Annotated in this window: 14 protein-coding genes and 1 tRNA gene; 11 read left to right on the top strand and 4 right to left on the bottom strand. The window is 50.1% G+C overall.

The genetic code is table 11. From position 1 onward, the window contains the following. Window positions 1-76 precede the first annotated feature (76 nt). Entirely contained in the window at window positions 77-883 is an 807-nt protein-coding gene (locus IPP66_16995) for a 4Fe-4S binding protein (GenBank protein MBK9926970.1), read from the bottom strand. A 139-nt stretch (window positions 884-1,022) separates the two neighbouring features. On the opposite strand from IPP66_16995, the gene IPP66_16990 reads away from it, so the two are divergent. From IPP66_16990 to IPP66_16970, 5 genes are all read left to right on the top strand, one after another. Next, window positions 1,023-2,420: a hypothetical protein gene (locus IPP66_16990; GenBank protein MBK9926969.1), complete on the top strand. Its 1,398-nt coding sequence runs from the start codon at window positions 1,023-1,025 to the stop codon at window positions 2,418-2,420. Window positions 2,421-2,422: 2 nt separating this feature from the next. Further along, window positions 2,423-3,643 (top strand): glycosyltransferase, encoded by a 1,221-nt coding sequence (locus tag IPP66_16985; protein MBK9926968.1) that lies wholly within the window; start codon window positions 2,423-2,425, stop codon window positions 3,641-3,643. A gap of 110 nt (window positions 3,644-3,753) precedes the next feature. After that, the gene (locus IPP66_16980) at window positions 3,754-5,001 is read left to right on the top strand and encodes a hypothetical protein (GenBank protein MBK9926967.1); all 1,248 of its coding nucleotides are present in this window, start codon (window positions 3,754-3,756) and stop codon (window positions 4,999-5,001) included. Window positions 5,002-5,017: 16 nt separating this feature from the next. Further along, entirely contained in the window at window positions 5,018-5,320 is a 303-nt protein-coding gene (locus tag IPP66_16975; GenBank protein ID MBK9926966.1) for an antibiotic biosynthesis monooxygenase, read from the top strand. A gap of 13 nt (window positions 5,321-5,333) precedes the next feature. Next, the gene (locus IPP66_16970; GenBank protein MBK9926965.1) at window positions 5,334-5,699 is read left to right on the top strand and encodes a VOC family protein; all 366 of its coding nucleotides are present in this window, start codon (window positions 5,334-5,336) and stop codon (window positions 5,697-5,699) included. Window positions 5,700-5,701: 2 nt separating this feature from the next. On the opposite strand, the gene IPP66_16965 is transcribed toward IPP66_16970, so the two are convergent. Both IPP66_16965 and IPP66_16960 read right to left on the bottom strand, forming a co-directional pair. Then, window positions 5,702-6,259, bottom strand: a complete 558-nt coding sequence (locus IPP66_16965; GenBank protein ID MBK9926964.1) for a response regulator transcription factor — start codon at window positions 6,257-6,259, stop codon at window positions 5,702-5,704. Continuing rightward, complete coding sequence (locus IPP66_16960) at window positions 6,256-7,110, bottom strand: trypsin-like peptidase domain-containing protein (protein MBK9926963.1); 855 nt, start codon at window positions 7,108-7,110, stop codon at window positions 6,256-6,258. The genes IPP66_16965 and IPP66_16960 overlap by 4 nt, the downstream gene beginning before the upstream one ends. Window positions 7,111-7,167: 57 nt before the next feature. Between IPP66_16960 and IPP66_16955 the strand changes: the two genes are divergently transcribed. The 4 genes from IPP66_16955 (at window position 7,168) to IPP66_16940 (ending at window position 11,473) form a co-directional block, all read left to right on the top strand. After that, a complete protein-coding gene (locus IPP66_16955; protein MBK9926962.1) occupies window positions 7,168-7,239 on the top strand; it encodes a cytochrome c oxidase subunit 2A in 72 nt (23 codons plus the stop codon). Window positions 7,240-7,246: 7 nt separating this feature from the next. Next, entirely contained in the window at window positions 7,247-8,533 is a 1,287-nt protein-coding gene (locus tag IPP66_16950; GenBank protein ID MBK9926961.1) for a DUF58 domain-containing protein, read from the top strand. Beyond that, the gene (locus IPP66_16945) at window positions 8,530-10,896 is read left to right on the top strand and encodes a transglutaminase domain-containing protein (protein ID MBK9926960.1); all 2,367 of its coding nucleotides are present in this window, start codon (window positions 8,530-8,532) and stop codon (window positions 10,894-10,896) included. Before IPP66_16950 ends, IPP66_16945 begins: the two co-directional genes overlap by 4 nt. A gap of 94 nt (window positions 10,897-10,990) precedes the next feature. Further along, window positions 10,991-11,473, top strand: coding sequence for an SET domain-containing protein-lysine N-methyltransferase (locus IPP66_16940; protein MBK9926959.1), 483 nt, complete (start codon window positions 10,991-10,993; stop codon window positions 11,471-11,473). Between the two features lie 79 nt (window positions 11,474-11,552). Here IPP66_16940 and IPP66_16935 read toward each other — a convergent pair whose 3' ends face one another. Continuing rightward, window positions 11,553-11,969, bottom strand: a complete 417-nt coding sequence (locus IPP66_16935; GenBank protein ID MBK9926958.1) for a hypothetical protein — start codon at window positions 11,967-11,969, stop codon at window positions 11,553-11,555. A 138-nt stretch (window positions 11,970-12,107) separates the two neighbouring features. Here IPP66_16935 and IPP66_16930 point away from each other — a divergent pair. Next, window positions 12,108-12,189 (top strand) — tRNA-Leu (locus tag IPP66_16930). 61 nt (window positions 12,190-12,250) lie between these two features. After that, window positions 12,251-13,675 carry a trigger factor gene (gene tig / locus IPP66_16925; GenBank protein ID MBK9926957.1) on the top strand — a complete coding sequence of 475 codons (1,425 nt, stop codon included), beginning with the start codon at window positions 12,251-12,253 and terminating at the stop codon, window positions 13,673-13,675. Window positions 13,676-13,752 lie beyond the last annotated feature (77 nt).

Raw genomic sequence — 13,752 nt, 5'->3', positions numbered from 1 at the left:
CCCCTGCTGTGATGGGGTATCCAAATTATAAACCTGTCAGACCTCGGAGATTTTAAAAATCTCCGAGGTCTTTACGTTACCACACCCCTGCCGCCCCTCTCACACTCTCGCGCGGTGAAAGCGTGATCGCATCCTTGTTGCAACTGGCGCGGCAGGCGCCGCATCCGTAACAGGCGGTCGGGTCGATGGTCACTTTCTTGTTGTTCGAGGAATATCGTATCGCCCCATACTGGCATTGACGCATACACAGTCGGCATCCGTTGCATGCATCCACTGAAACTTCGGCCACCCATTCCGCGCGGAACAGCACGGGGTAATCTTTGCGAGCATGCGTGATGCGATAGGCCATGCAATCCTGGTCGCAGTTGCACAGGCCGCCGATGAACGGCGTCTTGAACGTCCACACCGAATGGACGAGTCCTTCCTTGTCCAATTTGCGAATTGAGTCGAGCGCTTCATCCCTCGTCAACGTTTCAAGGCTGAACGAGTCATCGAGCGTGTTGTACAGTTCCTTATCCAACGTCAGGCCGTAGCAATAGCGCGCGTTCATATTGCCCGTGGTCACGCGCCGGCACACGCACGGCAGGCGCACCGCTCCCTGCACCATGCCGAAGATCTTTTCCACATCTTCCATCGGCACCACCTGTCCGTAGTGGTCCGCTTTTTGGTTCATCGTCAGGATGGGCTTCGCCAGCTTCATCAACGGCGTCTTGCGGATCTTGTCCAATTGCTGGATGCTGGGCGGGACTCGTTTGTGGAATCCGTTCAGGAACTCCGCCGCGTATTTCCGACGGTTATCCTGATTCAGCAATTCGATGGAATAGTTCTCCATCGTCAGATACCACTTCTTCCCCTCTCCGTGTTGGGTGCAGAATTCACACATAAGATCTCCTGTTTTGTCCCTCGGCCGCATTATTTCGTTCCGGACGAGTTATTGTCAATCAGTATAGCCAGTTGGCTTCCTCTGCCCAAGTGACATTGCTCTTAAATGTTTACTTAACTTACGAGACTATAATGTATTTATGCATTCTAAAAAAAGTGTCGACCTTCCCAGCTTTATCAAGGGCGTGGTCATTGGGGCAACCGCAGGGATCGCATCCCTGATCGCGTATCAATATATGCGCACCATCCTCAAACAGCCAAGGCTCATATCGCGTGCCGTGTTATCCAAAGCCGATGATTTCGATACAGTCGAAGCGCATGCCTTGTTCATCGCGGCAGATAACCTCCGTTCAGCAATTGAAATACGCCGCTTTGGGAAAAGAAAGATAAGAGAGATCCTGGATGCCGGCTATCGCAACTTCCGCGAGAGTTGGGCACGTGATTTTAGTTTCGCATCCTACGGCTTGCTGGCTTTGAAGGAATTCAAGGTGGTAAAAGACACCCTGGAGGCGTTTCTCGATCACCAAACACCCGAAGGGCAATTCCCGGTCAAACTACATTCCATGGGCGTGGTGACTCGTTTTATGCACTCCCTTCTTGAAAGAGAACAATCCACCGAAATCCCCCTGCGCCCCAAATATCTGAGTGGACACGGTACCCCCTCGTTGGATGGTCAATGCCTGATGGTGATCGCGGCCATCCACTACAGCTTTCAGACAGAGGACCACGAATTTCTAAAAACGCACTGGGAGGCTCTCTGCAAAGCCATATCCTGGACGGAGGCCTCCATCCAGGATATTACAGATGGCCTGCTCACTCAGGGAGCCTTCGCAGATTGGGCAGACAGCATTGCCCGCAACGGGCGCGTACTGTATACAAATGTGATTTACTGGAAAGCGTTGCAGGAGATGTCTGAAGCCGCGTCACATTTTGAGTTGAAAGATCAAATATCCTTTTACGCAAAAAAAGCGGAACGGGTCGCAGACGCAATTCAACAGCATCTTTGGCGTCCTGAATTGGGGTACTTCGCCGCCAGTGACGCGCTCGACCAATTAACCAGCAGTGGGAATCTACTGGCAATTGCCTGGGGATTGGCATCCACGGAGCAGGCAAACTCCATTGTGGATGCGCTGATCATTACTGGTATGGCGAACCCGGTCCCAACCAAAGTCGCTTACCCACCTTATCCACGTCACTTGATCGCGCTTGAAAACCGTCTGGGTGGCGTGGCAAATTATCACACAGATGCCGCCTGGCTTTGGATCGGAGCGTGGCATGTTATTGCGCTTGCCCGCGTGGGACGCCCCGAGGAGGCACATGCCATCCTGTCACGCATCGCAGGGGTCATTGTGCGTGATCAACAGGTACACGAGGTGTATGGCCCGGACGGGAAGCCATTATCCAGCTTCTGGTATAAGTCTGAGTCGCCGCTCTCGTGGAATGCCGGCATGGTTGTGTATGCCTATTATGTACTTGAATATTTTATGAAACCAAAAACCGATATCGTCTCCTCTGTTAGCAAGGATGAAAAGGAGTAACCATGCACATCGCCAATTTCACGAACACCTATCTTCCGGTGATCAGCGGGGTCGTCCGCTCCATACGTTCGTTTCGAGATGAACTTACCCGCCAGGGTCACAATGTATTCATCTTTGCGCAGGAACACGCGGACTATGTGGACAAAGACCCGTTCATCTTTCGCTATCCAAGCCTGAGCCTGCCGACAGAAGTTGATGTTTCAGCTGTGATCCCCATCTCCTCTTTTATAGACCACCTCCTACCCGCTGTCAAACTGGATGTGATCCACACGCATCATCCCTTCCTGCTTGGGCAAACCGCTGCAACAAAAGCGCAGGAACTTAACCTGCCCCTGGTATTTACCTTCCATACTCAGTATCGTGAGTACACACACTACATCCCCTTTCCAATGGAAGCAGTCCAGAATTTTATAAAGAACGCCATGGATCGTTGGTTGCAGGATTTCATGCGACGTTGTCAACATATCATTATCCCTTCGGAGAGTATGCGCGAAATACTGGTCAATGATTATGGTTTAAAAAACAACTTTACTGTTATTCCTACAGGTATTGATCTTGAAGCCTATCGCACAGCCAGCGGGGAAAAGATCCGCAAGAAACGGAATTGGGAAAACGATACAGTGATGATTTCTGTCGGCAGACTCGCGCCGGAAAAGAACTGGCCGCTTTTATTGCAGGCTACTGCCCTGGTTCTAAAGGATTTCCCCCAGTTCCGCCTTGTCTTGATCGGCGATGGGCAGGATAGAAACACCCTTGAAGGTCTGGCAAAGGAACTTGGAATTCGCAGACGGGTGACATTTACCGGCGCGCTTTCATTTTCCGAAATCCCCTCCTACATGAAAGCCGCCAACTTATTTGGCTTTGCGTCCATCACAGAAACCCAGGGACTTGCAACACTTGAAGCCATGGCGGCTGGTCTGCCTGTTGTAGCAGTGGATGCGAGCGGCACACGCGATATCCTCAAACACGGGCAACAGGGCTATCTTGTTGAGAATAATGCTGAGGCATTGGCCGCCGGGATCATAAAACTTCTCTCAAATCCAGATAGAATGCAGAAGTTCGCGGAGGCGGCGTATAAAAAAGCGCTGTCCTTCAACATCGAGTATTTGACAAATAAACTGCTCGGTGTATATGAACAAGCCATCCGCGATAAAAAGAAGAATCGTTTTGTCATCGTCAAACCACCCGCCCCTGCTGTAGCTCCCCCACCCCAGATTCAGTAGCACAGGAAACCCTTCGGTCGCTAGCCGCTCACATCGTCGACCTGCGGCAAAAAGAAAATGTCCGAACTTTCATCTGAACATCGGAAAAGTATCTTGATAAAACAGAAAATATGTTCTATAATCGATTTATGGACGCAATCGGTACGCTTAAGATGCTTTCCAGTCAGATGGAATTGGAACATGCGGAAGAAACCCGCGCTGAGCGGAGGACGAGCGGAGCATCGTCCGCAGACGAAGCGCTGTCTTCGACTTCGCCTAACGGCTCCGCTCAGACCGGCGCCAAGCCTACCTATTTCACCCCGAAAGAAAAAGACGCCGCGTTCGTTCATCCGGCACAACTCCCCAACGGCAAACAGATCAAATTATTAAAAACCCTGCTCTCGTCCGCTTGTGAGCGGGACTGTTATTACTGTCCCTTCCGTGCGGGACGTGACTTCCGCCGCGCCACGTTCAAGCCGCAGGAATTTGCCGAGTTGTTCATGAAGTTGAACACAGCCAATATGGCCGAAGGCATCTTCCTCAGTTCGGGCATTGCGGCCGGCGGAGCCAACACACAAAACAAGATTCTCGATACAGCCGAGATCCTCCGCAAGCGGCTTGGCTATCGCGGGTACATGCATCTCAAGATCATGCCCGGCTCCGAGCGCGGACAAGTGGAACGCGCCATGCAACTCGCCGACCGAGTCTCGGTCAATTTGGAAGCGCCGAACACTGAGCGGCTTGCAAGGCTTGCTCCGCATAAGACATTTCTCGAAGAGTTGTTACAGCCTTTGAAGTGGGTTGAAGAGATTCGCCGTTCACAACCCGCCTACAAATTCTGGAATGGAAAATACCCATCCACGGTGACTCAGTTCGTGGCGGGCGGCGCGGATGAAAGTGACTTGGAATTACTCACAACAACCGATTGGTTGATGAAAAACGTACGACTCAAACGTGCCTACTTCTCTGCGTTCCATCCCATCCACGATACGCCACTCGAGAACAAAGCCGCCGTTGATCCATTGCGCGAACATCGCTTGTATCAAGCGTCATTTCTGTTGCGCGATTATGGATTTGACCTCGAAGAAATGCCATTCACAAATAACGGTAATCTCCCCCTCCCCACCGACCCCAAGCTGGCATGGGCGCAGATGAATCTTATCGAGCGCCCGATAGAAATTAATCGAGCAGAGAAAAGTCAATTGTTGCGCGTACCAGGCATCGGGTTGAAAGGAGCAGAGGCGATTTTGTCCGCACGGCGAACAGGAAAATTAAGTGACCTGACCTCGCTCCGCAAATTGGGCATCGTTGTCGCACGCGCCGCTCCATTCCTGTTGTTGAATGGCAGGCGGGCAGAGACTCAACTGGTAATGTTTTAGAAAGGGATCCTAAAAAATGTACGGATTGATCGGAAAGATAAAAGCGAACGCCGGCGAACGTGATGCGCTGATGTCCATCTTATTGGAAAGCGCTACTGATATGCCCGGTTGCTTGAGCTATATCGTAGCAAAAGACCCGGCCGACGCTGATGCGTTATGGGTTACAGAAGTATGGGAAGATCAAGAAAACCACCGAAATTCTTTATCGTTACCTTCGGTGCAAAATGCAATCTCGCGCGGCAGGCCGCTGATCGCAGGGTTTGGCGAACGATTTGAAACAAGCCCTATCGGCGGGCATGGCTTGATCCCTACAAAATAAAGGAGATGCAATCATGGCAACCATTCGTTATCTGGTAAAGGAGGTCAAGGCCTCCATCGAGTTTTATACCAAGCACCTTGGCTTTGAGCTTGTCAACCAAATGGGACCCGCCTTCGCCATCGTTGCCAAAGGGGATTTAGAGTTATGGTTGAGCGGCCCTCAAACTTCTGCGGCAAGGTCCATGCCTGATGGCCGTCAGCCTGAGGCAGGAGGTTGGAATCGATTTGTGATCGAGGTGGAAGATATTGAAATGTTGGTCGCTTCGATGAAAAGCGCAGGCATATCGTTTCGCAATGAGATCATCAGCGGCCCCGGCGGGAAACAAATTTTGGCTGAAGATCCATCAGGAAACCCCATAGAAATTTTCGAACCCGCATAAAATTATAAAGCGATCCATCCGCCGCGCAAGCCTTCGCGCACGGCCTCGGTGCGGTTGGTCACGTTCAATTTTGTGTAGATCGATGAAACATGAAATTTCACGGTGTGCTCGCTGATCCCCAGCGCCACCGCGATTTGTTTGTTTGCCAATCCCCTTGCCAATAAACCAATGACTTCGGATTCCCTCTCGGTCAACGGGCCGCGCTCAAGCGGCTCGTTTTCTGATTCAAATAACAGCGTCGGCGTGCCAACGATAAGTCCCTGTGACAATGCGTGGATCGCGGCGATCAACTCCTCAGCCGACGACTCCGTCGGCAAAACTCCCCACACGCGATACGCACGCTTCATTTCCTCGACGTTGAGTTGGTCATCGCTTAGGAAGAGGATCGCAGCTGAATCTTTTTCAGCAATAGAGACCATCGAAGCGGACGTGATCATCACGTCCGCTTCGTCTTCATTCAGAGAATCGCTCATCACCCTGATCGCTTTGTCAGATGAAAGCAGAGAGCGCAACCCTGCGCGCAATGCCGGTGACGAGACGTTCAACAAAACGCGGATCACTTCCGTTCGCCTACCATTACATTGATCGTTTCAGGTTTGCCGCCGCGCAACACACCCACAGCGACGGATTTTCCAACCGTATCGCTATGAAGCGCAGAGAACAGATGGTCTGGGTCGCTGACCGATTGCCCGCCAACAGAGACGAGGATATCGCCGACCAGTAAACCGCCTTTTTCAGCGGGGCCGCCTTCTTCCAACCACAATACCAGCAATCCATTCGCTACCGGCTGTGTGCGGACTCCCAAATATCCGCGTTTGACGGTTCCATGTTTGGCGAGTGCATCGGCGATCCGCCATGCTACTTTGGCCGGGATGGTCAAGGCAGAGCCATGCGTCAGGCCAGAGGTGTTGAGGCCCAGCACATCGCCTTCAGTGTTGATGAGAGGCCCACCGGAGAAACCGGGATACGGGGTTGTCTCGGTTTGGATGTATTCATCGAGCAATCCACCACGATGCGTGCGGGCAGGTCCGCTGATGGCGGTCACAATTCCCCACGAGGCTTGTACCCCTGCCCCACTGGGGCGTCCCAATGCCAACACAAGTTGACCAACTTTGACATCGTTCGAAGTCTTCGCAGGTGTTAATGCGTTTTCTGCGAGGCGCAATAAAGCAAGGTCAGAACCAGGGTCGCGGCCGGCAAGAGTTGCCTTGAGTTCCTTCCCATCTGGGAGAATCACCTTGATGTCTTCTTCCCGTGTCACAACATGGTCGGCTGTGAGCACAAGGTCTTCTGCATACACAATGCCACTTGCTGGGTATCGTTTGCGGGCATTCACAAGAATAGTGCTTGCGCCGCCTTTTTCCACAGCAGAGGTCAGTCCATTCGAAAAATCAGTAAGAGGGTTCGTCATATTGTCTCCTTATAACATGGTGGTTCCGTTGAACCTAGTGATGAGAGTGTAGCGTATATGAAACTCAAATACATCAGGAGAATGACTAAAACAATACTAGTCTTTTGGCTAGGTGTGTTTCGCATATAATAAGCATATGAAGTCCACATTGCGACTCAATGCGAAGATGCTTCCTGTCATTGGTCTTCTCGCTTTGGTCATGCAATTCATTGACCCTTCGCGGGTGTGGATTATCCTGATCACCGGCATCGGGGGAATATGGCTGGTCTGTTGGTGGTGGGCGCGCGGGCTGGCAAGATCACTCCAATTCAAACGAGAAATGCGCTATGGCTGGGCACAGGTCGGCGACAGGCTGGAAGAGCGCTTCACACTGACAAACGATTTTGCACTGCCGGCCACGTGGGTCTCTGTGCAGGATCATTCCACACTTCCCAATCATCGTGTATCGGTCGCCACGGGCGTAGACCGTATGAGCACTTCCCAGTGGAAAAAGCTCAATCAGTGCACACAACGTGGTGTATTCACACTTGGGGGAACAACACTCGAAACTGGTGACCCATTTGGCATCTACACAGTCATAATAGAAGACACAACATCCTCCACATTGGCAGTCATGCCGCCAATTGTTTCCCTTCCACGGTTCAACATTCTCTCTAGCGGATGGGCCGGGGATGGGAAGATCAGTCCGCGCTCTCTGGAGGAAACGACCAACGCCTCACACACGCGTGAAATGGTCCCCGGCGACCCCATGAAATCCATTCATTGGAAGACATCCGCACGCCGTAACAAATTTTACGTCCGCCAATCGGATGGCACGCATGCCGGTGATTGGTGGGTTCTGCTCGATCTGCATAAAGACTCGCAGGTAGGTACAGGCTGGGATTCAACCGAGGAGCATGGCGTCATACTGACATCGTCTCTCATCTCGCAAGGACTGCGCGAGGATCACCCTGTCGGCTTGGCGATCAATGGCAACGAGCCAGCCTGGCATATACCACGTCGTAACGAAAATCAAGAACGTTCGTTGTTGAAATCATTGGCGGTTGCATCCCCATCGGATATGGGTCTGAAGGATTTCCTGCACAGGGCAAATAAGGCATTCAGCAGTCGTTGCAGTCTGTTGATCGTCACACCTTGCGCCGACATCGAATGGATACAAGCGCTTATGCCGTTGACGTGGCGCGGCATTTTGCCACATGTGTTCCTTTTCGATGTCAATACATTTGGCGGAAATGCGAAGATCAATGAAGTATCTGGTGTACTGCAATCATTGGGTATTCCCTGTCATATCATTCCAAAAGAAATGCTTGACAAACCTCAAGCACGGCCGGGCCATGAAGGTGAATGGGAGTGGCGTGTCTCTGCCACTGGCAAAGCCATTGCCATGAACAAACCTGTCACAGACTGGAAGGGGCTGGAATGATCGGGCGCATCCTGCGAGTGCTGTTGAAGGCGGAGGCCATGAGCATGATGCTCATGGTTGTCGCAGTACAGATCCTGACATACGGTGTCTCTGTCTCGTTGCAGGATACAGATACGAATCGTTTCTTCGCAATTGGGCTTGCGGCTCTTGTCATTGGCTTGGGGTTGGGAAAGGCCCAGGTCAATGGACTCAGGTCGTCGGTACTGATTGCCGCGCTTGGTTTTACAGTCACATGGATATTGGGTGCGCGTCTCGCTCAGCCATTGCTTGCATTTGGCAGTGCGGTCTTATCCACGTTCCCGGATGTTTATGCCGCACTTCGATATAAACAACTTATCGATACATCTGCCATCCTCGAAACGTGGAAAGTTGTTTCAGAAGCATCATTGGCATTGCTGACCCGTTTTCAATCGTGGACGATCGGCCTTGATCAAGGCTTGAAAGTCAATGACTCTCTCATCCGCAGTATGATCTGGGTATTGACCCTGTGGCTGTGTTCTGCATGGATGGGATGGTTCGCAAAGCGACGAATTGCAGTGACAGCACTTTTGCCTTCACTGGTAGTGTTGACGCTGGTTACATCTTATAGTGAATATAAAGTTGAAAGCTTGTGGGGGTTGGTAGTCACGCTGTTAATGCTGATGGGTGTTTGGAATTATCGTAAACACACGCAACAGTGGGAAAAGAGTCGAATAGATTATTCGGACAGCATCCGTTACGATAACAGTCAGGCAGTCTTACTCGTCACTATCGCCATTGGCGCGCTGGCCTTCATCACGCCATCTGTTTCGTGGCAGGATATCGTTGATACCATCCGTGAAATACGAGCCAACCAGACAGCCGAAATGCTTGGCTTGCAAAAGCCAAAACCCACAGGCAAACCATCGAACGTACAAAGGCCATCTTTGCCACGCGATCACTTGTTAACTGGCGGGTTCGCAAATTCTGAAAAGGTCGTAATGACGATCAAAACTGGCGAGCTTCCTGCGGTCCCCTATCAGGCTGCCATCACTGCACCGCGTTATTACTGGCGTAGTACTGTCTTCGACAATTACGTTGGTTCCGGTTGGGTAACGAGTGGGGTCATCACTCAAACTGTTCCTGCAAAAACGCCACTTATCCCCGGTCTCCTCAATGGATATCGCGTTGTACACATGAATGTGGAAATGACTGAGGCGGAAGGCAGAATATTCTGGAGTGGGATTTTATTCAACGCGGACGTTCCTGTCTCAGTCAATTGGCGCGTCAAACCTCCATCAGACCTGTTTGCTGATCAAACGGCCCTTCTTCAATCTGACATGTTTGCCGCCATCAGTCAGGCAACAGCCTATCAAGCAGATGTATATGTCCCTACAGCAACTGCTGAACAATTGCGCAACGCACCAGATCAATATCCTCCCGAAATACGTGACCGTTATCTGGTTTTGCCTTTGTCCATTCCCAGACGTGTTCGTTCACTCGCCCGAGATATTACAAACGGAATATCGAATCCATACGATAAAGCGAAAGCAATCGAAGCCTATCTGCGTGAAAATTATCCCTACGACCTCGAAGTCCCTGGCCCGCCAGAAGGAGGCGATGTCGCAGACTATTTTCTATTCGACCTGAAAAGAGGATATTGCGATTATTACGCCACCACTATGGTCGTCCTTGCGCGATATAACGGACTCCCTGCGCGTTTTGTCTCTGGGTACGCACCGGGGTACTATGACGCTCCGAATGCACAATACGTTGTCCGTGAATTGGACGCACATTCATGGGTGGAAATTTATTTCCCCGGCATCGGCTGGGTTGAGTTCGAACCAACTGCCTCCATCAGCGAAATTGACCGTGCCGGAGGTGGAACACCTCAAGCAGAAGGCCAAGACACTCGAAGATCGGCATTAGGTCTGCTGACATTATTCAGGTTTGAAAAAATCCTGACGTGGATTGCTCCCTTTGCAGGTGTCGTGATCTTGGTTCTTCTTTATTTTATTCTTGTTGAAAGATGGCTGTATCTGCGACTTGCTCCGGCCATCACCATTGACCGTATCTATCAAAGGTTTTATCGTGCCGGACGTCCGCTTGCAGGTCAATGGATCCATGCAGAGACGTCATCAGAGTTTCTACGTAAACTCAGTAACACAATAACTGAACTTGGAACGCGCTCTCGATTTGTTAGATCGTTCGAGAAAACTATTGTCAATGCAAATTTACTGACAGAGCTGTATCACTCATCATTGTTTGTGTCACATCAAACACAAAAGCAGGATGCACATATTGCATGGCAAACATGGAAACGTCTGCGAATACAATTATTTTTTACGCGATTGTATATGTATTCACGTCAAATAACAAAAATAATATATAAAGTTCAAGCTTAAAATTTTAGAAAACAATTCGAAAACACTTGCTTTTCTCTTCATTATCATTATACTGATACAAAATTATTAGATATGAAGAGAAAGGAATAAAGTAATGCCTACAATGGAAACACTGACCATCAAGACAGAAAATAAATTTAGAAGTCTGGTCACTAAACGAGCATATGCAAAGGGTGAGTTAATATGCGAGATCCCCACTGACAAAGTGGTAGACAAACCGAATCGCTACACAGTTCAGATCGATCGCGATAAGCACACTGATGTCGGCAAGTTAGCCGCATTGAATCACTCATGCAATCCCAATGTGATCCTCGATACTGAACACTTGCTGGTCTATGCTTGCAAGGATATTGAAAAAGGCGAGGAGCTTTCTTTCTTCTATCCTTCCACTGAATGGGAAATGGACGCGCCGTTCGTTTGCTTATGTGGTGCATCGAACTGTATCCACGTCGTTGCAGGTGCGCGCTTCCTGCCACTTTCCACTTTAGGAAATCACTACTTGAGCAAGCACATTCGTGAAAATGTAGCTGAGTTGTTGAACAACACAGAAGCATATCTCTCCAAGATCATTCGCTAAATTCATACGTGTATGTACAAACGAAGCATCCCGAAGACTATATCTTCGGGATGCTTCGTTAAATTCGCAAGCTCGTTTTTTACTGTCGGGTGGTCAATTGTTTATATGCACCCACCCACGGCTTGCCCAGGCGGTGATTATCTGAAACTTCGATCTTGCTGAATTTCTGTCCAATTTGCGGCATCATCATAGCGATGGTCGCCCAGTCATTGGTAAAGATTGCTACTTTCATCTTGTCAGCATATTGGCCGGTCCACATCCATTCCATGCGAAAGCGGTCGGCTTTGACCCAGTAATCGCGCTTTTCCCACGCGGCCACAGACTCGTCAATGCCTTCTGATATGGTTTGCAACGCCAGCGTGATAAAGGCGGCAAGATCTTTGGTTTCTGTTGTTATATCTTGTTGCTTTGCGAGTTCGCGAATAGCTAATACAATACCCTTTGTTAATCGGGTTCGGTCTTTTCCAACGGTATCTGTCTTGATTAAGCGGCTCAATGGTGTGCTCCAGTGATTGGGTTCAAGTGCGGGATTATACCAAAGGAACATCCGTGAAAATGTATACCTTTGCGGTATAATTTTGCCCGCCCAACGGCAGTTCAGTGTCGCATAAAGCGATAAAATCAAAATACACGCGGGGACGTGTCGGAACTGGCAGACGCGCGGGACTTAGGATCCCGTGCCGCAAGGCGTGAGGGTTCGACCCCCTCCGTCCCCACTACCCCTCACATCAGCCCACTCCCAAAGGAGACGGGGCAAAAAATATATGGAGAAATACATTGAAAATCGAAAAAACAATCGAAGAGAACCACGAAGCTAAATTAGTGGTTGAAGTTGATGCAGAAAAGATGGAGCAATTCAAACGCCGTGCGGCGCGCAAGATCTCTGAGCGCGGCAAGATCGCGGGCTTCCGCCCGGGTAAGGCTCCTTACGATATGGTTGTTCGTAATTATGGCGAACAAGCCATCATCGAACAGGCCGTGGACTACCTGATCGACGCCGAGTACTCCAACATCCTCAAAGAAGCGGACGTCAACCCTGGCGCATCTGGTTCGCTTGAGTCGATTGACTCCCTTGAACCGCCGAAGTTGACCTTCCGCGTTCCCCTCGCCCCTGAAGTGGATCTGGGCGACTACCACTCGATTCGTTTGCCGTACGAGTGGTCTGATCCTGACCAAGCAGAAGTGGACAAAGCTTTAGAAGACCTTCGCCAAATGTACGCCACGACCGAAAACGTCGAGCGCGAAGTGCAGGAAGGCGACTATGTGCTTGTCGATTTGAAGTCTGAGACCGAAGAATTGAACCGCACAGGTTTTGCCGCATTTGTCCGTAAGGAAGAGCGTGACACCGAATGGCCCTACAATGGTTTCGCAAAAGAACTTGTAGGAATGAAGTCTGGCGATACAAAGACTGTCAAATATACATTCCCTGAAGATTGGGATGTGGAAACACTAAAAGGCAAGGATGTTGAGATTGAAGCGACTGTCAAGACCATTCGCGCGGTGACATTACCTGCCCTGGATGATGAACTTGCCAAAACCGTCGGCGCCGGCGAAACACTCGATGAATTAAAAGAAGCTGTCAAAAAAGACGTGGAAGCTCGTTCCAAGGCCGATTATGACGATAAGTATTTTGTTGACTTGATCGAAAAGATCAAGGAAGGCGCCACCTTCAAGTATCACCAGCATTCGTTGGAACACGAAGGTGAACATGTGCTTGAAGACCTCGGCCAACGCCTTTCCCAACAAGGCATGGATCTTGATACGTATTTCAAGATGCGCAACACTACGCGTGAACAATTCATTGAAGAAGAGGTCAAGCCTGTAGCCAAGAAACGCTTTGAGCGCTCTCTTATCCTTGATGAAATTGTCCGTTTGGAAAAGCTGGAAGTAGATAATATTGCATTGGACATGGAATTCAACCAGACTTTGAATAACCTCGTTATGCAAGGCCTTGATATCAACAAAGTCCGTGGCGGTAAGAAAGGCCAGCAACAATTGGCTCAGGCCGTTGCAATGGAATCTGCCAATCGTGTCCTTACACGTCGTGCCTTGGATATGTTGAAGTCCATTGCTGTGGGCGAATACAAATCACCCGAAGAGCGTGAAGCGGCCGCAAAGCTCGAAGCAGAAAAGGTTTCAGCTGAAACAGAAGCTCCCGAGGCCGAAGCAGGCACAGGGTCCGAAGGTGAAGCGGCTTCTTAATTCAGGTAGAAATCCCTGATAAAGAATTAACGCAAATCCAACACTCGGCGGATAAGATTGTCGAAATATTAAAGGAG

The sequence above is a fragment of the Candidatus Defluviilinea proxima genome (genome assembly GCA_016721115.1).
GTDB classification, from domain to species: domain Bacteria; phylum Chloroflexota; class Anaerolineae; order Anaerolineales; family Villigracilaceae; genus Defluviilinea; species Defluviilinea proxima.
Note: the sequence above shows the minus strand (reverse complement) of the source record. Positions and strands in the feature narration are given on the sequence as shown.

Bases quoted from the DNA above. Each gene is read 5' to 3' on its own strand.
- IPP66_16995 (MBK9926970.1), bottom strand. From the start codon at position 883: ATGTGTGAATTCTGCACCCAACACGGAGAGGGGAAGAAGTGGTATCTG.
- IPP66_16990 (MBK9926969.1), top strand. From the start codon at position 1,023: ATGCATTCTAAAAAAAGTGTCGACCTTCCCAGCTTTATCAAGGGCGTG.
- IPP66_16985 (MBK9926968.1), top strand. From the start codon at position 2,423: ATGCACATCGCCAATTTCACGAACACCTATCTTCCGGTGATCAGCGGG.
- IPP66_16980 (MBK9926967.1), top strand. From the start codon at position 3,754: ATGTTCTATAATCGATTTATGGACGCAATCGGTACGCTTAAGATGCTT.
- IPP66_16975 (MBK9926966.1), top strand. From the start codon at position 5,018: ATGTACGGATTGATCGGAAAGATAAAAGCGAACGCCGGCGAACGTGAT.
- IPP66_16970 (MBK9926965.1), top strand. From the start codon at position 5,334: ATGGCAACCATTCGTTATCTGGTAAAGGAGGTCAAGGCCTCCATCGAG.
- IPP66_16960 (MBK9926963.1), bottom strand. From the start codon at position 7,110: ATGACGAACCCTCTTACTGATTTTTCGAATGGACTGACCTCTGCTGTG.
- IPP66_16950 (MBK9926961.1), top strand. From the start codon at position 7,247: ATGAAGTCCACATTGCGACTCAATGCGAAGATGCTTCCTGTCATTGGT.
- IPP66_16945 (MBK9926960.1), top strand. From the start codon at position 8,530: ATGATCGGGCGCATCCTGCGAGTGCTGTTGAAGGCGGAGGCCATGAGC.
- IPP66_16940 (MBK9926959.1), top strand. From the start codon at position 10,991: ATGCCTACAATGGAAACACTGACCATCAAGACAGAAAATAAATTTAGA.